General features: G+C 69.0%; 14 protein-coding genes and 1 pseudogene. 8 read left to right on the top strand and 7 right to left on the bottom strand.

The genetic code is table 11. The features are described from left to right. Positions 1-201: 201 nt before the first annotated feature. From BBH68_RS27020 to BBH68_RS26995, 5 genes and pseudogenes are all read left to right on the top strand, one after another. Positions 202-402, top strand: a complete 201-nt coding sequence (locus tag BBH68_RS27020; protein WP_065966248.1) for a hypothetical protein — start codon at positions 202-204, stop codon at positions 400-402. Beyond that, a complete protein-coding gene (locus tag BBH68_RS27015; RefSeq protein WP_065966246.1) occupies positions 402-5,057 on the top strand; it encodes an aggregation-promoting factor C-terminal-like domain-containing protein in 4,656 nt (1,551 codons plus the stop codon). The genes BBH68_RS27020 and BBH68_RS27015 overlap by 1 nt, the downstream gene beginning before the upstream one ends. Positions 5,058-5,133: 76 nt before the next feature. Then, the gene (locus BBH68_RS41565; protein WP_076970608.1) at positions 5,134-5,334 is read left to right on the top strand and encodes a hypothetical protein; all 201 of its coding nucleotides are present in this window, start codon (positions 5,134-5,136) and stop codon (positions 5,332-5,334) included. Positions 5,335-5,377: 43 nt separating this feature from the next. After that, positions 5,378-6,592: a helix-turn-helix domain-containing protein gene (locus BBH68_RS27010; RefSeq protein WP_065966243.1), complete on the top strand. Its 1,215-nt coding sequence runs from the start codon at positions 5,378-5,380 to the stop codon at positions 6,590-6,592. Between the two features lie 1,217 nt (positions 6,593-7,809). Then, positions 7,810-8,184, top strand: a pseudogene (locus BBH68_RS26995) (DUF5995 family protein); the annotation flags it as partial. A gap of 46 nt (positions 8,185-8,230) precedes the next feature. On the opposite strand, the gene BBH68_RS26990 reads toward BBH68_RS26995, so the two are convergent. From BBH68_RS26990 to BBH68_RS26975, 4 genes are all read right to left on the bottom strand, one after another. Next, on the bottom strand, positions 8,231-9,937 hold the full coding sequence (locus BBH68_RS26990; protein WP_065966240.1) for a flavin monoamine oxidase family protein: 1,707 nt from the start codon (positions 9,935-9,937) through the stop codon (positions 8,231-8,233). Between the two features lie 65 nt (positions 9,938-10,002). Further along, positions 10,003-10,800 (bottom strand): carbon-nitrogen hydrolase family protein, encoded by a 798-nt coding sequence (locus tag BBH68_RS26985; RefSeq protein ID WP_065966238.1) that lies wholly within the window; start codon positions 10,798-10,800, stop codon positions 10,003-10,005. A 210-nt stretch (positions 10,801-11,010) separates the two neighbouring features. Continuing rightward, on the bottom strand, positions 11,011-11,466 hold the full coding sequence (locus tag BBH68_RS26980) for an Lrp/AsnC family transcriptional regulator (protein ID WP_065966236.1): 456 nt from the start codon (positions 11,464-11,466) through the stop codon (positions 11,011-11,013). 10 nt (positions 11,467-11,476) lie between these two features. Beyond that, positions 11,477-12,964: an amino acid permease gene (locus BBH68_RS26975; protein ID WP_065966234.1), complete on the bottom strand. Its 1,488-nt coding sequence runs from the start codon at positions 12,962-12,964 to the stop codon at positions 11,477-11,479. A gap of 309 nt (positions 12,965-13,273) precedes the next feature. Between BBH68_RS26975 and BBH68_RS26970 the strand changes: the two genes are divergently transcribed. Then, positions 13,274-13,480: a hypothetical protein gene (locus BBH68_RS26970; protein ID WP_065966233.1), complete on the top strand. Its 207-nt coding sequence runs from the start codon at positions 13,274-13,276 to the stop codon at positions 13,478-13,480. Then, complete coding sequence (locus BBH68_RS26965; protein WP_065966231.1) at positions 13,477-14,253, top strand: DUF2637 domain-containing protein; 777 nt, start codon at positions 13,477-13,479, stop codon at positions 14,251-14,253. The genes BBH68_RS26970 and BBH68_RS26965 overlap by 4 nt, the downstream gene beginning before the upstream one ends. A gap of 58 nt (positions 14,254-14,311) precedes the next feature. Here the strand turns inward: BBH68_RS26965 and BBH68_RS26960 are convergent, their stop codons facing one another. The 3 genes from BBH68_RS26960 to rpe form a co-directional block, all read right to left on the bottom strand. Then, the gene (locus tag BBH68_RS26960; protein WP_065966228.1) at positions 14,312-15,751 is read right to left on the bottom strand and encodes a GuaB1 family IMP dehydrogenase-related protein; all 1,440 of its coding nucleotides are present in this window, start codon (positions 15,749-15,751) and stop codon (positions 14,312-14,314) included. A 178-nt stretch (positions 15,752-15,929) separates the two neighbouring features. Beyond that, positions 15,930-16,970, bottom strand: a complete 1,041-nt coding sequence (locus tag BBH68_RS26955; protein ID WP_065966225.1) for a sugar-binding transcriptional regulator — start codon at positions 16,968-16,970, stop codon at positions 15,930-15,932. A 63-nt stretch (positions 16,971-17,033) separates the two neighbouring features. After that, positions 17,034-17,735, bottom strand: coding sequence for a ribulose-phosphate 3-epimerase (gene rpe, locus BBH68_RS26950; RefSeq protein ID WP_065966224.1), 702 nt, complete (start codon positions 17,733-17,735; stop codon positions 17,034-17,036). 200 nt (positions 17,736-17,935) lie between these two features. Here rpe and BBH68_RS26945 point away from each other — a divergent pair, with 200 nt between their 5' ends. After that, positions 17,936-18,751, top strand: coding sequence for a serine hydrolase (locus BBH68_RS26945; RefSeq protein WP_065966387.1), 816 nt, complete (start codon positions 17,936-17,938; stop codon positions 18,749-18,751). Positions 18,752-18,851 lie beyond the last annotated feature (100 nt).

The following is an 18,851-nucleotide window of genomic DNA, read 5'->3' as shown; positions in this document are numbered from 1 at the left end:
GCAGGAGCCCCGATGAAATCGTGCCCGGCATCTATGTCGACGAGGCGCGACGGCGCTTCTGAGGCGCCCCCGCAGACCTTTGCACAGCCCCTGTAGCCAACGGCTACGGGGGCTTTCTCATGCCCCGGAGGCATCGTGATTACCCAACGAGACCCAACAGGCTGCCTGAGACCCGGATGCCGGTTCTATCCGCAGCCCCACATGAACGACCGTGACGAACTGGAGATGTTCGCGTATTGCTCGATGAGCTGTAAGGAGTTCACGGAAGCCGCAGTGGCTGTTGCGGAGGCCCCATTCTCCGCTGCCGTTGAGCGACAGGCCGAATGGCTCTTTGACGTCTCGCGACTACTCGACGCACGGACGAACCCGGGCGACTTCGAAGCGCCCGGGGGTGACGTGTAATGCCGGACCTTGACATTGTCGGTGGCGCAGCCGTCGACGTCGTCCCGATCATCCCCAACTTCAATACGAAGCTGCGGGCCCTCGTCCTGCCTATCGCTGACAAGGTCGGCGAAGAAGCTGGGCGACGTATGGGAGAGGAAATCTCCCGGAACATCGTCGTCTCAATCCCGTCCGCCATCAACCAGGGCGGAAACGCGGCTCGTGTTGCGGCGACGAGGCAGGGCGAGAACACAGGCGGCGCCTTCGCGAGATCGCTTCGAACGAAGTTGGAAGTGGCGTTCCGCGCCATGCCCAAGCTGGACATCAGGCTTGGAGACACAGGCGTTGACGCTGAGTTGGCCCGTATCCGGGCGCAGATGGAGGCGCTGAGTAAGAAGCGCATAGGGGTCGACGTCGACGTCGCAGCCGCCGACGCCGAAGTGAAGCGGCTCGACGCGGAGCTGAAACGCCTCGGAGCGTCACACCCCAACATCGCGGTGCGCGCGGACACAGCGACCGCCAGAGCGGCCCTTGCGGAGATTCGCGCGGAAATCGCAATGGTCGACGGTAAGACCGCCCGCATCGACGTTGATGCGAGCGGCGCGCAAGGCGCTGTGATGAACCTGGGTATCCAGATCGCGGCCCTTACCGCCATTCCAGCCGGCCCCGTTCTCGCCGCTGGTTTCGGTGCTCTTGTCTCCATGCTGACGGCCGCTGCTACCGGGGTCGGCGCATTCGCCGCTGCTGCTATTCCCGCAATCAAGGGTGTGACGGAGGTTCTGGGCCTCCAGAAGCAAGCCCAGCAGGAATCGACGAGGGCGACGGACGACAGCATTCGACGGATGGTGCAGTCTCAGCAGCGTGCAATCCAACTGGCTGCGGCTCAGCAATCTCTAGCCGCTGCACACCGCAATGCGTCTCGCTCTATCGCGCAGGCAAGCTCTCAGGTTGAAGCAGCCGAAAGAGCCGTTGCGCAAGCGTCAGAGAGAGCGGCAGACCAACGGCGCCAGTCCGCGGAAGCGGTGCGACGCGCAGAGCAGTCGCTAGCCGACGCCAAGCGTGCGGCACTGGCCGCTGAGCGGGATCTCACGCAAGCGCGCGAGGACGCAGCGAGGCAGCTACGGGAACTGAGTGACCGCCTTACCGACGGCCAACTGAGCCAGCGCGAGGCCACGCTTCGCGTCCAAGAGGCGCAGCAGGAACTTCAGGCCGTTATGGCTGACCCGAAGGCAACTGACCTCCAGCGGCAGCGAGCACAGCTTTCCCTGGATCAGGCCCGACAGTCCGCGAAGGAACAGAAGCGCGACCTCGAAGACCTCCAGAAGGAAGCAGAGAAGCAGCGGAAGGCAGGCGTCGACGGCAACGACGCCGTAAAGGCGGCGGCTGAGAGGGTTTCTGAGGCTCAGCGGAGCGTCGGCGAGCAGACCAGGGCCGTAACCGACGCACAGCGCCAGGCAGCCCGCGCACAGCGCGATGCACTGCAATCCGTCGTCGACGCTCAACGGAGTGTCGCTGACGCCACTGCGAGCGCTGCCGACGCTCAGGTGAAGGCGGCGGAGCAGATTGAAGCCGCGGAACGTGGTGTCGAGTCGGCTCGTCTTTCGTCCATCGACACGACGTCGAATGCCGTCACGAAGCAGGATGAATTCCGCCGCAAGCTGGCCGAACTGACTCCCGCGCAGCGAGATCTGTACGACTCCATCGCCGGTCCGCGCGGCTTGAAAAAAGCCTTCAAGGAGTGGCAGACGTCGCTTCAGCCTGCCGTGCTCCCCATCTTCACGCGCGCAGTCGACGGACTGAAGAACTCCTTGCCCGGATTGACGCCGTTCGTCGAAGGTGCCGCTCGCGCCATCGGCACCCTGATGGACAAGGCGAGCCAGGAACTAAAGTCTCCGTTCTGGGAGGGCTTCAAGAAGGATCTCGCGGAGAACATCGAGCCGGCCATTGTCGGCTTCGGCGTGGCGTTCGGGAACATCCTAAAGGGCATGGCTGGCGTCGTTGACGCCTTCCTCCCGCACATGGATGGAATCGCCGATCGATCCGACCGGATCACTGAGCGATTCGCCAGGTGGGGGACGAGCCTGAAGGGCAGCCCCGATTTCGAGAAGTTCCTTGCGTACGTCAAGGACACTGCCCCGGGTCTGGGCGAATTCCTGGGTGACCTCCTCGGCGCCATGGTCGACGTGGCGCAGGCAGCTTCGCCGCTCTCGCAGATCATGTTCGCTGTTCTGTCGCCGCTCCTTGACGGAATCTCCTGGCTCGCGCAAAACGCCCCTGAGGTGATTCAGGTCCTCTGGGGGATGTACTTCGCGACGAAGGCGATTTCCCTTGGGCTGCTGCTGATATCAGGTATCGCCACGGTCTACGAAGCGGCTATGGCCGTGATGTCGCTGGCGACGATCGGATGGACAGCGACTCTCGAAGCCACGGGAATCGTCCCCATCATTCAGGGGATCATGTTGGTCATTGGGCTTCTCGTCCTGGCCGTCCTGCTTGCGTGGAATCACTTCGAGTGGTTCCGCGACGCCGTCAAGGGTGCGTGGGAAGGCATCAAGACGGCAGTTTCCTTCGCCTGGTACAACGTGCTCAGCCCCATTTTCACGGCCATATGGGGTGCGCTGAAGTGGGTCGGCGACAAGGCCGTATGGCTGTGGGAGAACTGCTTTCAGCCGACGTTCTATTTCATCACTGAGGCGGGGAAGATCCTTGTCACTGCCCTGACGACGCTGATCATCGCACCAATCTACCTGGCTATTCAGGGCCTTGGTCTCCTGGCCACGTGGTTGTGGACCGACGGATTCAAGCCCACGCTCGACAGCATCGACGGAGCCTTCAAGTTCCTCTGGGAAAAGATCATCAGCCCGGTCTGTGGCTGGATCGGGGAAAAGGTCACCTGGCTCTACGACAAGGCTATACGTCCGGCGTTCCGAAACTCCAAAGCGGTCGTCGACGATTTGGGGGACAAGGTCTCCTGGTTGTGGCGAGAAGCCGTCAAGCCAGTTTTCAACTGGATCGGCGAGAAGGCGAGCTGGCTGTACGACAAGGCCATCAAGCCTCCGTTTGAGCTGGTGAAGAAGGCCGTCGGGAAAGTCGCGGAGGCTTTCGAAAAGGCGAAAGACGACATCGAGACTGCCTGGAATCTGGTGTCCGACATCGTCATGACGCCCGTGAAGGTCATCGTCGATGTGGTGTACACAAACGGCATTCGGCCTGTCTGGAACGCCGTGGCCGGAGTTGTGGGCGCCGATGAACTGCCCCCGGTCAAGTTGGACGGATACCACACGGGCGGCGTGATCCCGGGCTACACACCTGGCGTGGACAACCAGCTCATTGCCGTTGGTGGTGGCGAGGCAATTATGCGCCCGGAGTGGACGCGAGCCATGGGCGCGGATTACGTCCACAACATGAATGCCGCTGCTCGCAACGGCGGTGTTGCTGGTGTCCAACGGATGATCAACGCCGGAACGCCAGCGTTTGCTGACGGTGGCATCGTCGGCTGGATCAAGCACCGCGTGAAGGACGTCGGCGACTTCTTCAAAACGGGCTGGAACGCCGTAACTAATCCCGCGAAGATATTCAACGCCGCTAAGGACTGGGTGTTGAGCAAGGTCAAGGGTTTCGCTGACAACCAGTGGGCGCGAGCCATGGCTAAGATGCCTATATCCATGCTGAAGAATCTCAAGGACAAGGTCGTCGGTTGGTTCAAGAGCAACGGCAATGTTGAGGGCAACGTCCTCCGCGCTCTGACGTGGGCCCGCACTCAAGCAGGGAAACCCTACCAATGGGGTGGCGGAGGTAATCCGTCCTGGGACTGCTCCGGCTTCATGTCCGGTATTCAGAAAGTGATCGAGGGCCGTAACCCGAAGGGCCGTCTGTGGTCCACGCACGATTTCAGCGGCAACAAAGCGCCAAAGGGTTGGGTCAAGAATCTGCCCACGCCGTTCATGATTGGCGTAACTAACGCTGGAGTCGGCCACACAGCCGGAACCCTGGCGGGTACGAACGTCGAATCCCGAGGCGGTGACGGCGTACTCGTCGGCCCGAAGGCGCGCGGTGCAAGGCACCGAATGTTCACCGACGTCTACGGATTCCGCCCCTCCCTTGCTGCTGGCGGTGGGATGAGTTCGGTGGAATCGTCGAAGCACATCGCGAAACAGATGATGGGAGAATTCGGATTCTCCCAGAAGCACTGGTCTCCCTTGCAAAAGCTCTGGACCAAGGAGAGCGGCTGGCGCTGGGACGCTCGCAACGACGCGAGCGGCGCGTACGGCATCCCCCAGAGCCTCCCTGCGTCAAAGATGAAGTCGGCTGGCTCCGACTGGCTGACGAATCCCGCGACACAGATCAAATGGGGCCTTGGCTATATCAAGGACCGTTATCGCGATCCGACGCGGGCATGGTCGTGGTGGCAGAGTCATAGGTGGTACGACGATGGCGGATACCTGCCCCCGGGCCTGTCCCTCGTCGCGAACGGCACCGGAAAGCCGGAGCCGGTATTCACAAGTGGCCAATGGGACACGCTCCGCGCCAGTGCCGGTAACGGGCGAGGTACCCCCAACATCGTCGTTGAGAATCACACATACATCGGTGACACAGAACTGACAGATATTGTCGATCACCGCTACACCGTCCGCGAAGCGGAGACGTCGCGTGCCATTGAAGCAGGACGCTGGTAAGGCAACCGCACACTGAGCATCGGGCCCTCTCTCCATTCCCGGAGAGGGGGCCCACCGACTTCTAGAGAGGTTCGATATGGACGACTACTTCAGCACTTCGGCAAAGGCCGAGAGCACCAACTGTCTCCAGTGCGGGGCGCCACTGGAGCAGAAGAAGGGGGCCGGGCGGGCAAAGCGCTTCTGCCGTCCGTGGCATGGCAAGCTCTACCGCCGCAACGCCACGATGATCTACGGTGGAGAGGTTTTCGAGGCGTACCCCGCTCGTCGCTCTGCCTGACGAGGGCGACCCTACGCGTCCAGGCTCGGAGTAGCTTGGTTGTATGACAACGGAGTACCTGGGGGACCGTGTGAGGCGCCTCCGCCGTCAAGTGAGGCTCACACAAGAGGGTTTGGCCGAGCAGGCTGGCGTATCGGTTGACACCATTCGTCGGCTGGAGCAGAAGCCGCACAGTTCCGTGCAGCTACCCACGTTGCACGCTCTTGCATCGGGGCTTGGCGTAGAGCTGACGAGCCTCGTGGGTGACCCTCCAGGCGCTCCGTCGACGGGAGAGTCCGATTCCCCGCAGCTCGTAGCCGTCCGTCGCGCCATCATGCCGCCGCTGTTCGCTCCGCCGGCCCCGCCCAGTGACCTGAATACGCTGTCGTTGGAGCGGATCCGACGTGACGTCGCGAACGGGTGGACGCTCTACCACGCAGCGGCGTTTGAAGATCTGCTCAGCGCGTTGCCGGGCCTGATCACCGATGCTCGGTTCGCTGCAACCGTCGGCGACGTCGACCAGCGCGCGGCCGGGCAGGCAGCACTGAGCAAGGCGCTTCAACTGGGCGGACACCTGGCCATTCGGATGGGGAAGACGGATCTCGCTCTGTCGGCCCTGGAGCGAGCCATAGCAGCCGCTGACGCTTCGTCGGACCCACTCCTAGCCCCCATGATCTCCAACTCCGTCGCCTGGGCGTACCAGCGTCAGGCAAGGCTGGACGACGCACGTGGGCTAGCTGTCTACGCCGCCGACCGGGTCGAGCGGGAGCACAGCAGCACCCCGGAGGGGATGCGGGTGTGGGGAGGACTTCTCATGTCGGCCGCGACGAGCCACGCCCGGAGCGGTGACTACGAGCGCGCCAACGACATGATGGTGACAGCGGAGAAAGCCGCCGAACGACTGGCGAGGATGCCGAAGCCGCAGGATGGCAAGTTGCTGAGCGTCTTCAACAAGTCGTCCGTTCGCATTGAGCGGGTCCGCTTGGCCGTCCAGCATGAGAAGCCCAGCGAGGCTCTGGATCTCGCCCATGGGATGCGGCTGTCGAAGGAGACCCCGCCGTCGTGGCGAACGTGGCTGCTGCTCGACGTCGCACGTGCTCACACCGACCTTGGGAACGGGGAAGGCGCGGTCAAGGCGCTGGAGTCCCTGAAGCGGAACGCACCAGCGTGGATGCGGCACCACACGTTGGCCGTCGCCGTCGTTCGTGATCTATGGAACTGGCAGTCACGGCCGGCCGGGCTCAAACCGATCGCCGAGTTCCTGGGCGTCGCCGATTAGCGTCACGAAACTACGTAACGCGTTCCCTGTTGCTCCGTCGACGCGCTCGTCAGGCTCAGGCTAAGGACCCCCGCACCGGGGCGAACCGGCCGGGGGCGTGGTCACGCTGCGAAGGAGCGCAACAAGTGAAGGCTACCCGTCTGCGTTTGCTGCCCTGGCCGGGGCCCAACGGTCAGCGCGCGTACACACCGGATGACTGCCCGGACGGTCGGATTGCCCGGCTGGCCGATCGCGTAGAGGCAGAACAGATCTCCACGGCGGAGGCTGTTCTCTCGCTCTCCAGGGGCATGTTGGGGACCGGTCTCCCCATTGAGCCGGACGAATGCACCTACCTGATGAAGCGCCTTTCGGAGTGTCTGGAGGACATGATCCGCGTGGCGGAGTCCCGGGGTGGCCGACTCCCTGAGCCGAACCCGCTGGGCGCGGAGTCGGAGAGCCTGGGGGGTCAGTCATGAGCCGGCGCACCGACCCCACGCCGATGTCCGCTCCGCTTCCGGAGGGGTGGACGTACTTCCGATCCAAGGCGTCCCGTGCGCTGGGAGGCAGTGAGCCTCACTGGTACGCCACGGCCCCGTACCACATTTCGAGCCTCCCGGCGGTGGATGGCAGGGGCAAGCTGGATCAGACAGTCAGCGCGCCTACCTGGGCGGAGCTGCACCGACTGGTCGCTGCACAGGTGGACAAGTACCGCACGCTGATGTCATGAGCGCTGACCCGTACGCGGGGACGCCGTACGCGGAGTCGCCGGATGGGTGGTGGACGAAGTACGGGGGAGCGAAGGACGTCGTCTCGGGCGTCGTCTTCATTCCGCGGGGTGCCGACCTCCATCCGTGCCCGCATCCGTGTGCGTACTGCCGCTACAAGGGGCTCCAGCCGAAGACAGGGGAAGCCAGTGGGGAAGCCTCAGATCAAACGGCCGTCTGACATGCGGGGAGACCGCGAGTGGTTTCCGGGGACCATCGAAGACGACGTGATCACCGTCCATCGGTTCAGCGTCACACCCAAGGCCACCCGGTGCGGGGCTTACACCCCGCATGACGAAGGCACGACGCGGGTGTACCGATGGCAGCGGGCAGTGAACTGTCCGGGCTGCCTAGCCGCTGACTGATTCACCGCACGGCCACCAGGTCGAAGCGGACTGTGGCCCCGTCCGTGCGCCTCCCCCGTGGCGCCGGGCGGGGCTTCTTTTGGGTATGCAGCGTATGTTCCATTAACTTGCGCTGGCCGGGATCAACGCGCACATCGGCCATGACCTGGCCCTGGCGCTCGTGGACACCTGCCGGGCGCGGCGGGCCGAACCGGAGGACCTGGAGGGCGACTTCGACCGGGTCGGCGCCCTGCTCACCGGGCTCGAGGAGCGGATCCGCGAGGATCTGATGCCCGGTCCTGACCTGCTGGACGTGGCCGATCCGCTCACCCACCTGGTGGGGTCGTGGAGCCTGGACAAGGCGCGGGGCGCCGCGTGGGCGGCGTTCCGCGCCTTGTGGGGGCTGCGGGGGCTGCCGGAGCTGGCCGAGGAGTTCGTCGAGCGCGTGGACGAGAGCGTCGGCCTGGTGGGGCGGTTTCTGCTGACCCCGCTGCCGGGCGGCTGACCCGCCCTGCGCAGCGGGGCCCGGCCCGGCGGCCGGACTCCTCGGCTCAGTCCTCGGGGAGTTCGACGGGGGCGATCTCCTCGAACACATCGCCCGGGCCCGGGTTCTTCGGGTCCGTCCGGCCGCCGAAGTGGGTCATCACGCCCCACACCGCGTTCAGCGCGGTCTGCACGGCGCCCTCGGCCCATCCCGCCGTCCAGGAGATGTCGTCGCCCGCGAGGAAGATCCCGCGCTGGCCGGCCGGGAGGCGGTCCTGCATGAAGTGGGTGAACAGGCGGCGCTGGTAGCGGTAGTGCCCGGGCAGGTTGGCCTTGAACGCGCCCATGAAGTAGGGCTCGTTCTCCCAGGAGACGGTGACCGGGCTGCCGATGATGTGCTTGCGGATGTCGACCTTCGGATAGATCTCCGACAGCGACTTGAGCATGACCTCCATCCGCTCGTTCGCGGACAGCGGCAGCCACTTGAGGCTGTCGTCGCACCAGGTGTAGGAGAGGCAGATGACGGCGGGCCGGTCCGGCCCGTCGTCCAGCAGGTAGGTGCCGCGGGTCATGCGGTCGGTGAGCGTCATGCTCATCACGTCCCGGCCGGTGGTCTCGTCCTTGTCCAGCCAGAACGGACGGTCGACCGGCACGAACAGCTTGCTGGACTCCATGTAGTGGGTGCGCTCCATCGCCGTCCAGTGGTCGATGGGGAAGAGCGAGTCATCGCACTCGATCTTGGAGAGCAGCATCCAGGACTGCGCGGTGAAGACCACCGCCTGGTACGAGCGGATGTCGCCCGCCGCGTCGGTGACGACGATGCGGTCGCCCGCCGCGCGGTGCAGCCGGGTGACGGCCGGGCGCGGCCGTCCGTCGTGCAGGGAGGACAGCGAGGTGCCCGGCGCCCAGTGCACGAGCTTGCGCGGCTCGCGCTCCCACAGCCGCAGCGGCAGCTGCTGGCTGCCGCCCACGATGCCGCGGTGGTCGTCGTCCGCGCCGGTGTAGACGACGCGCAGGATCTCCAGGATGGAGTTGGGGAAGTCGGTGTCCCAGCCGCCGGTGCCGAAGCCGACCTGGCCGAATATCTCCCGGTGGCGGAAGGAGCGGAAGGCCGGGGAGTCGCAGAGGTAGCCGTAGAAGGTCTGGTTGTCGAGCTTCTCGACCAGACAGGACCAGATCTCCCGGATCCGCGGGACGTCGCGCTCGCGGATGGCGCGCTGCATCGCGGAGAAGTCGGCACCCTCCTCCAGGCAGGCGTTCCAGGCGTCCATCACCTGGTGGTAGACCTCGGGCAGGTCCTCCAGGGTGCGCGCGTAGTGGGACTCGCCCTTCAGGTCGACCACGGTGGAGGGGGTGTCGGGCGCGAGCGGGTTGGGGAAGGGCCGGGTCTCCAGGTCCACCAGGTCGATGTAGTGCTGGAGGGCGGTGGAGCTGGGCGGGAAGCGCATGGCGCCCATCTCGGCGGTCAGCGAGGGGTCGCAGCCCTCGAAGCCGACGGTGCGCAGCCGTCCGCCGATCCGGTCGGCCTCGTAGAGGACCGGCTTCAGGCCCATCTTCATCAGTTCGTAGGCGGCGACGATGCCGGAGAGCCCGCCGCCGATGACCGCGACCTCGGTGCCGTGCTCGGTGGCGGGGATCTGGCCGAGGCCGGCGGGGTGGGCGAGGTAGTCGTCGTAGGCGTAGGGGAAGTCCGGGCCGAACATGGTCAGCGGCGGAAGGTCGGACTGCCGGTCGTCCTGCTCGTCGTGGACGGCGGTGGGCACCGTGGACGTCATCGGGTACGGACTCCTTGCGGGGGTGGGACGAGGGGGCGCGCCGAGGCTGCGGGGCGAAGGGCGGGTCAGGTCAGGGGGGTGTACAGCTCGGGCCTGCGGTCGCCCAGGTAGGGGTTGGTGGTGCGGGAGGCGGCGAGCAGTTCCGGGTCCACGTCGCCGAAGGCCAGCTCCTCGCCGCGTCCGGCGCGGGCCTTGACCGTGCCGTCGGGGCCGGCCAGGCAGCTCAGCCCGATGAAGTCGAAGTCGCCCTCGGGCCCGGTGCGGTTGACGTAGGCGATGTAGAGCTGGCTCTCGAAGGCCCGGACCGGGACGAGGGCCTCGGCCACGAACTGGAAGGGGTGCATCTGCGCGGTGGGCACCAGCAGCAGATCGGTCCCGGCCAGGGCGTGGGCCCGGACGTTCTCGGGGAACTCCACGTCGTAGCAGATCATGATCCCCACCCGTACGCCGCCGAGTTCGGCCTGGACGACGGGGGTGTCGCCGGGGGTGAACGAGGCGCGCTCGAAGGCGCCGAAGAGGTGGGTCTTGCGGTAGTTCGCGAGCTCGGCGCCGTCGGGGCCGACCAGCCGGGCGGAGTTGAAGACCGCGTCGCCCGCGCGCTCCGGGTAGCCGTAGAGGACGGCCAGGCCATGGGCGGCGGCGAGGCCGGCCACCGCCCGCCCGCCCGGGCCGTCGGCCGGCTCGGCCAGCCGCCGCACGCCGTCGCCGATCGCGTAGCCGGTGAGGAACAGCTCCGGCGCGATCAGCAGTCCGGCGCCGGCCGCCGCGGCGCGCCCGGCCGCCTCGTCGAGGGCCTCGAGATTACGGGCGACGTCGCCGGGGTGGCCGGAGCTCTGGAGCAGGGCGGTGCGCAGCGCGGGCATGGGCATGACCTTCTGGCGGGGCGGCGGGGCCACGGGAGGGGAGACGTAACGGAACAAAGACGGTGAGATGTCACCGCACCAAGACGGTACGTTCGCCGGGATCGGCGGACAAGGCGCGACCATTGCGCACCCGCCGTCGATTCGTTACGTCTTCCGGGCCCCGAGCGGCGATTCGTTGCGCCGCCCGCCTCGGCCGCCGCCCGCCTCGGGTCAGGCCGGAGTGCCGGACCCGAAGCGGCGCAGCAGAGGGGAGAGGACGAGGACCGACTTGGTGCGCTCCACGAAGGGTTCGCCCGCGATCCGCTCCAGGACGCGCTCGAAGTGCCGCATGTCGGAGGCGAAGACCTGGACGATGGCGTCCGCGTCGCCGGTGACGGTGGACGCGGACGCCACCTCGGGGTAGCGGGCGAGGCCGCGGTGGATGTCCTCGGGGGAGGTGTTCCGGCGGCAGTAGAGCTCGATGAAGCCCTCGGTCTCCCAGCCGAGCGCGGCCGGGTCCACCCGTACGGTGAAGCCGGTGATGGCCCCTTCGGCCCGCAGCCGGTCCACCCGCCGCTTGACGGCGGGGGCCGAGAGGCCGACCTCCTCCCCGATGTCGGCGTAGCTGCGGCGGGCGTCCTCGGCGAGGGCGTGGACGATGCGTTCGTCCAGATCGTTCAGTCGCACTGCGGGGATGTCACTTCTCTGCTGTGGCCAGTCGGGAGCGGCGCATGCCGTATGCGAAGTACAGCACAAGACCGACGGCCATCCAGACGCCGAACACCATCCAGGTCACTCGGTCCAGGCTGCCCATCATCCACAGGCACAGCCCGAAGCCGACGAGGGGGAACAGCGGCGACAGCGGCACCCGGAAGGTGCGCTGCATGGTGGGCCGGGTCCGGCGCAGGACGATCACGGCGATGTTGACCAGCGCGAAGGCGAAGAGGGTGCCGATGCTGGTGGCGTCGGCGAGCTGGCCGAGCGGGATGGCGGCGGCCAGCACCCCGCAGAACAGGGAGACGATCACGGTGTTGGCGCGCGGCACCCCGCTGGCCGGGTGGACCTTGGAGAAGACCTTCGGCACCAGCCCGTCCCGGGACATCGCGAAGAGGATGCGGGTCTGCCCGTAGAGCACGGTCAGCACGACGGAGGCGATGGCCACGACCGCGCCGGCGGCCAGCAGCACGGCCCAGAAGCTCTGCCCGGTGACATCCTTCATGATCCCGGCGAGCGCGGCCTCGGAGCCGGCGAACCGCTTCCACGGCAGGGCGCCCACCGCCACGGCCGCGACCAGGCAGTACAGGGCGGTGACGATGACGAGCGAGAGCATGATCGCGCGCGGCAGGTCGCGCTGCGGGTTCCTGGCCTCCTCGCCGGCCGTGGAGGCGGCGTCGAAGCCGATGTACGAGAAGAAGAGGGTGGCCCCGGCGGCGCTGACGCCGGCCATGCCCAGCGGCATGAAGGGGGTGTAGTTCCCGGCGCGGACGCCGGTGAAGGCGACGGCGCAGAACAGCACCAGGGCGGCGATCTTGACCGTCACCATGATCGTGTTGGCCCGGGCGCTCTCCTTGGCCCCGCCCAGCAGGAAGGCCATGGCCAGCAGGACGACCAGCAGCGCGGGCAGGTTGAACAGACCGCCGTCGCCGGGCGGGGCGGCCAGCGCGTCGGGGATGGTGACGCCCAGGGTGCCGTCCAGCAGCTCGTTGAGGTACTGGCCCCAGCCGACCGCGACGGCGGCCACCGACACCCCGTACTCCAGGATCAGACACCAGCCGCAGACCCAGGCGACCAGCTCGCCGAGGGTGGCGTAGGCGTAGGAGTAGGAGGACCCGGAGACCGGGATGGTGCCCGCCAGCTCGGCGTACGACAGCGCGGAGAACAGCGCGGTCAGCCCCGCGATCGCAAAGGAGACGACCACCGCGGGCCCGGCGTCCGGCACGGCCTCGCCGAGCACCACGAAGATGCCGGTGCCCAGCGTCGCACCGATGCTGATCATGGTGAGCTGCCACATGCCGAGCGAGCGGCGCAGCTTCCCGCCCTCGCCCTGGCCGCCCTCGGCGACCAGCAGCTCGACGGGCTTGCGCCGCATCAGCCGGGGGCCGAGCGCCCGGGAGCCGGGGCGCGGGGCGGTGAGCCCCGACCGGGATCGCTCGGCGGTGGGCGGGGCTGCGCCGTGGTCCAACACGTGAGGGGCTCCTTATCGCTGCCGGTCGGGTTGTTCGGATGGCGGTGACCGGCGGCGTACGCACGGGTGCCGAAGGGCGAAACCCGCAGGTGGGACCACCGAGCGGACGGTCCCCGCCACTCCGCGTCAGCGCAAGACCCTATGAGGGACGCGGGCCCGGCCGTAATGCACCATCCTTGCGCATACGCGTACGAACGTTGCGCGCAGGGTGGCTGTACGGTGAATCGTTGCGGGAGGCCGGGCCGCGTCGCCGAGCGTTTCACCCGAATGCCACGATACGGCACCAATTTGGCCCTCGTTGGTGGGAACGTGACCCCAGACAGCCTGCAGAGCACCGATCATGACCCCCACGGCCCGGACGGCGGGTGCCGGCCCGGCGGCCACGGGGACCCGGACGAGCGGGTCCCGCTCGAGTACTGCGCCCGTGTGTGGGAGGACTTCCTGCGGACCCTGAACCGCATCGAGACCGACTTCGGCCGACGCCGCGGCACCACGGAACCGGGCGTACGGGCATGACCTACACCGAGCCGAGGCCGGGCGGCTACGGCCCGCCGCCCCCCGTCGGCCACCGGCCCGCCCCCGGCGAGCGGTTCGAGGCGGCCCCCGACGTCCCGCTGGGCTTCCCGCTGCCGGATCCCGAGACCATCGAGAGCCGATGGGACCTGGAGGGGGACCTGGCCCGGCTGCTCCAGACCTCGGCGCCCGGCTCCGCCCCCCTGGACCCCCGCCTCGACGACCCGCCCGAACGGGACGCCGACAGCTTCCCCGCCGCCCGCTCCCCCGCGCACGTCCGCGGCCGGGGCCGGCGCCGCCGGGTCCGCTTCCGGCTGCCGACCATGCCGTGGCTCCAGCTGATCAGCCTGATCTTCGCGGCGGTCACCACGGTGATCGTGGCCATGCTGAGCGTGCTGGGCGGAATGGTGTCCTACGAGCCGCTGCGCTATCTGGCCTCCCCCAGCACCTCGGAGTCCATGGCGGCCTGGTGGCCGCTGCTGGTGTACGGGCCCTGGCTGGTCGCCTCGCTGTCGGTGCTGCGCGCCGCCATCCACCGCCGGGGCGCGGCGCACTCCTGGGCGGTGGTGGTGCTCTTCTCCACCATCGCGGTCTTCCTGTGCGTCGCGCACGCGCCCAAGGACCCGCCCAGCATGGCCGTCGCCGGGCTGCCGCCCGTCGCCGCGCTGGTCTCCTTCCACCAGCTGGTGCGCCAGATCACCCTGACCAGCCCGCCGCGCCACGCCATGCCCCGCAGCCGGGGGGCCGCCGACCCGCGCGACAAGCCCCGGGTGTGAAACGGCCCCCGCTCGGCTGTACGCGTCGAGCGGGGGCCGGCCGGCTTCACCCGGTGGTTCAGTCCCAGCTGACGTGGAGCGGCTTGCCCTCCGCGTAGCCGGCGGCGCTCTGCACGCCCACCACGGCCCGCTCGTGGAACTCCTCCACCGAGCCGGCGCCCGCGTAGGTGCAGGAGCTGCGCACGCCCGCCACGATCGAGTCGATCAGGTCCTCGACGCCCGGCCGGGCGGGGTCGAGGAACATCCGCGAGGTGGAGATGCCCTCCTCGAACAGTCCCTTGCGGGCCCGGTCGTACGCCGACTCCTCGCTGGTGCGGTTGCGCACGGCACGGGCCGACGCCATGCCGAAGCTCTCCTTGTACGGCCGCCCGTCGGCGGTGTGCTGGAGGTCGCCCGGGGACTCGTGGGTGCCGGCGAACCAGGAGCCGATCATCACGTTGGACGCGCCGGCGGCCAGCGCCATCGCGACATCGCGCGGATGCCGGACGCCGCCGTCCGCCCACACGTGCTTGCCGAACCGGCGCGCCTCGGCGGCGCACTCGAGCACCGCGGAGAACTGCGGCCGCCCCACGCCCGTCATCATGCGGGTGGTGCACATGGCGCCGGGGCCGACCCCCACCTTCACGATGTCGGCGCCCGCCTCGATCAGATCGCGCACTCCCTCGGCGGCGACCACGTTGCCCGCGACCACCGGCACGCCCGGGTCCAGCGCCCGGACCGCCTTCAGCGCGCTGATCATCGACTCCTGGTGGCCGTGCGCGGTGTCCACCACCAGCGTGTCCACCCCCGCCGCGAGCAGCGCCTTGGCGCGGCCCGGCACATCGCCGTTGACCCCGACGGCGGCCGCGACCCGCAGCCTGCCCTCCGCGTCCACCGCCGGCCGGTACAGCGTCGCCCGCAGCGCGCCCTTGCGGGTCAGGATGCCGACCAGCCGCCCGTCCTTGTCCACCGCGGGGGCGAGCCTGCGGTGGGCGGCGTCGAGCCGGTTGAAGGCCTCGCGCGGGTCGATCCCGGCGTCGAGCACCAGCAGCTCGCGGGACATCACCTCGCTCAGCTGGGTGAAGCGGTCCACGCCGGTCAGGTCGGACTCGGTGACCACGCCCACCGGCCGGCCGTTCTCCACGACCACACCCGCGCCATGGGCCCGCTTGGGCAGCAGCGACAGCGCGTCGGCGACCGTGCCGGTCGGACCCAGCACGATCGGCGTGTCCAGCACCAGGTGGCGCTGCTTGACCCAGCCGACCACATCGGCGACCACGTCCAGCGGGATGTCCTGCGGGATGACGACCATCCCGCCCCGGCGGGCGACGGTCTCCGCCATGCGGCGCCCGGCGATCGCGGTCATGTTGGCCACCACGAGCGGGATGGTGGTGCCGCTCTCGTCGGGCGAGCTCAGGTCCACGTCCTGGCGCGAGCCGACCGCGGAGCGGCTGGGCACCATGAAGACGTCGTCGTACGTCAGGTCGTAGGGCGGCTGCTGATCATTGAGGAAACGCACGCTCGGAACTTCCCAGTCGTTCGGAATTGGCCCTCGACGAAGGAAGCCGAGGAAAACGCACGTACTTCATTCTCCCATGTCGCCCCCTGAACCAGGCCCGGGACGATCATCCAGAACGGCCGGGAGCCCGCTGGTCGGATCGTCCAACCCGCCGCCCGGGCCCGGGCGCGCCGCGCGCCTACGGCCCGTCCGGGTCGGCCCGGTCCAGCGCGGGGCGGGGGCCGGGGCCGGTCTCCAGCAGCAGGTGATCGGCGGCGGCGGTGTCCGTGACCAGGCTGGTGACGAGGCCGGAGCGGAGCACCGCGCCGATCGCGGGGGCCTTGCGGCGGCCGCCCGCGATGGCGACGACCTCCGGGATCCGCCGCAGCCGGTCGGCCTCCACCGTGATGCACCGCTCGCCCAGGTCGCGGCCGATGCGCCGGCCCTCGGCGTCGAAGAGGTGGGCCGACATCTCGGCGGCGGCGCCCAGGCTCGCGTAGTGGGCCCGCTCCTGCTCGGTCAGCATGTCGTACACCGTGGAGATGCCGGCCTCCCACGAGCCGATGGAGACCGCGGCGACGGTGACCTTGTCGAAGTACTCGAAGGCGCGGGCGATGCCGGTCTGGCCGCGCAGCGCGTCGGCGGTGGCCGTGTCGGGCAGCAGCATCGGCGCGTAGATGGGGTGGGCCTCGCCGCCGGAGACGGCGGCGGCGCGCCGGACCGCCTCGACCGAGCCGCGCTCCGCGGTGCCCGCGTCGTAGACGCCGGTGAGCTGCACGACGGTGCACGGGGGCAGCCGGTGCAGGGCCGCGGCCATGTGGATGGTGGAGCGGCCCCAGGCCAGGCCCAGCACATCGCCCTCGGTCACCAGCTCGCCCAGCAGGTCCGCGGCGACCTCGCCGAGGTTCTCCGGGTCGGGGGTGTCGGCCTCGGCGTCGGCCGGGGACTCCACGACGACCGCGTGGCGCAGCCCGTACCGGGCGCGCAGCGCGTCGGAGCGCTCCGCGTCCAGCTCCGCGGGCACCCGGATCTCGATGCGCACCAGATCGCGCTCCAGCGCGGTCTCGAGCACCCGCGCCACCTTGAAGCGGCTGACGCCGAACTCCTCGGCAATCTGGATCTTGGACTTGCCCTCGAGGTAGAAGCGGCGCGCCATGGCGGCCGCCTGCACCAGTTCGGCGGGTCCCATCCGCGTGCCTGAACGGCCCGTCGACACCGCGGTCTCCTCACTGCTTCCCATGTTCTGGACTCACCGTTCATCCTGTCAGAAACGGCGGGCTTGATCTGCCCTTTACCCAGGAGTTCACCGCGCGGTCGCGGGCCCGTCCTCGGCGCGCCGCCGGCCGGGGATCGCCTGGCCCGCCAGGTCGCGCAGCTCCCGCACGGCCTTCGCCGGGTCCTCGGCCCCGTAGACCGCCGACCCGGCCACGAACACATCGGCCCCGGCCTCGGCGCACCGCTCGATCGTCGAGGCGGACACCCCGCCGTCCACCTGGAGCCACAGTTCCAGGCCGTGCTTGGAGATCAGCTCGCGGGTGCGGCGGATCTTCGGCAGCATGATGTCCAGGAACGCCTGCCCGCCGAAACCCGGCTCAACCGTCATGACCAGCACCATGTCCAGCTCGGGCAGCAGGTCCTCGTACGGGTCGATGGGGGTGGCGGGCTTGAGCGCCATCGACGCCCGGGCGCCCTTGGCCCGGATCTCGCGGGCCAGCCGTACGGGGGCGGCGGCCGCCTCGGCGTGGAAGGTCACCGAGCCCGCGCCGGCCTCGACGTACTGCGGGGCCCAGCGGTCCGGGTCCTCGATCATAAGATGGCAGTCCAGCGGCGTGTCCGTCGCCTTGCCCAGCGCCTCGACCACCGGCACGCCGAGGGTCAGGTTGGGGACGAAGTGGTTGTCCATCACATCGACGTGGAGCCAGTCGGCGCCCTCGACGGCCTTCGCTTCCTCCGCCAGGCGGGAGAAGTCGGCGGACAGGATGCTGGGATTGATCTGCAGGGCCATGGCACCAGCCTGCCACGCCCGCCGCGGATCCATGGAGCCGGGTGATCACGAACCGTACCGACCGAGAACGAGAACCACTCATGACGCGCCACCCGATACGCCGCACACGCCGAATACGCCGGACAGGCAGCACACGCGGAGCAGGCGGAACGGGCAGAACGGGCAGGACACCCGCCGGGCCCGGGCGCGCCGGGCGCGTGGTGGCCGTGGCCCTGGCCGCGGGGCTGCTGGTGGCCCCGGCCACCGGCGCGCGGGCCGCCACGGCCACCACGCCCCACCCGGTGTGCGTCTCCGGGCGGGCGGGGCTCGCCGGCGAACTCTCCGCGGACATCGCGCGGGCCCTGCGCGGCAGATCCGCCACCGTCGCGGTCGCCCTGCGCGACCCCGCCACCGGCACGGTCTGCACCCTGCGCGCGGACCGGGCCTTCGACTCCGCGAGCGTGGTCAAGGTGACCGTTCTGGCCACCTTGCTGTGGGACGCGGACCACCACGGCCGCTCGCTCACCCGGCGCGAGTCCGACCTGGCCACCGCCATGATCACCAAGTCGGACAACGCCGCCACCACCGCGCTGTGGCGGCAGCTCGGCGCGCGGAAGGTGGCGGCGTTCCTGCGGGCCGCGGGCATGAACCGCACCGTCCCCGGCGACGACGGCCACTGGGGCCTCACCCGGATCACCGCCCGCGACCAGATGCGGCTCCTGGACCTGGTGACCACCCCGAACCCGGTGCTGAGCGACCGCGCCCGCGCCTACGTGCTCACGCTGATGGGCCGGGTCATCCCCTCCCAGCGCTGGGGCACCCCGGCCGGCGCCCCGGACACCGTGCGGGTCCAGGTGAAGAACGGCTGGCTGTCCCGCGCCACTCACGGCTGGCGGGTGCACAGCCTCGGCGCCTTCACGGGCGGCGGCCGCACCTACACGATCACGGTCCTGACGCAGGACGACCGCACCATGAAGGCCGGGATCGCCACCGTCGAGGCCGTCGCCCGCGCGGTGCACAAGGACCTCGACGCCTGACCCCAGGGGGTGTCGCCCCGGTCGGGCCGGGCGCCGGTCAGGCCGTACCGGCCGGGCCAGGCACCGGACAGGCCGCACCGGCCGGGCGGGCCCCGATCCG

Origin of the sequence: Streptomyces sparsogenes, from assembly GCF_001704635.1 — a bacterium.
GTDB classification, from domain to species: Bacteria; Actinomycetota; Actinomycetes; order Streptomycetales; family Streptomycetaceae; genus Streptomyces; species Streptomyces sparsogenes.
Note: the sequence above shows the minus strand (reverse complement) of the source record. Positions and strands in the feature narration are given on the sequence as shown.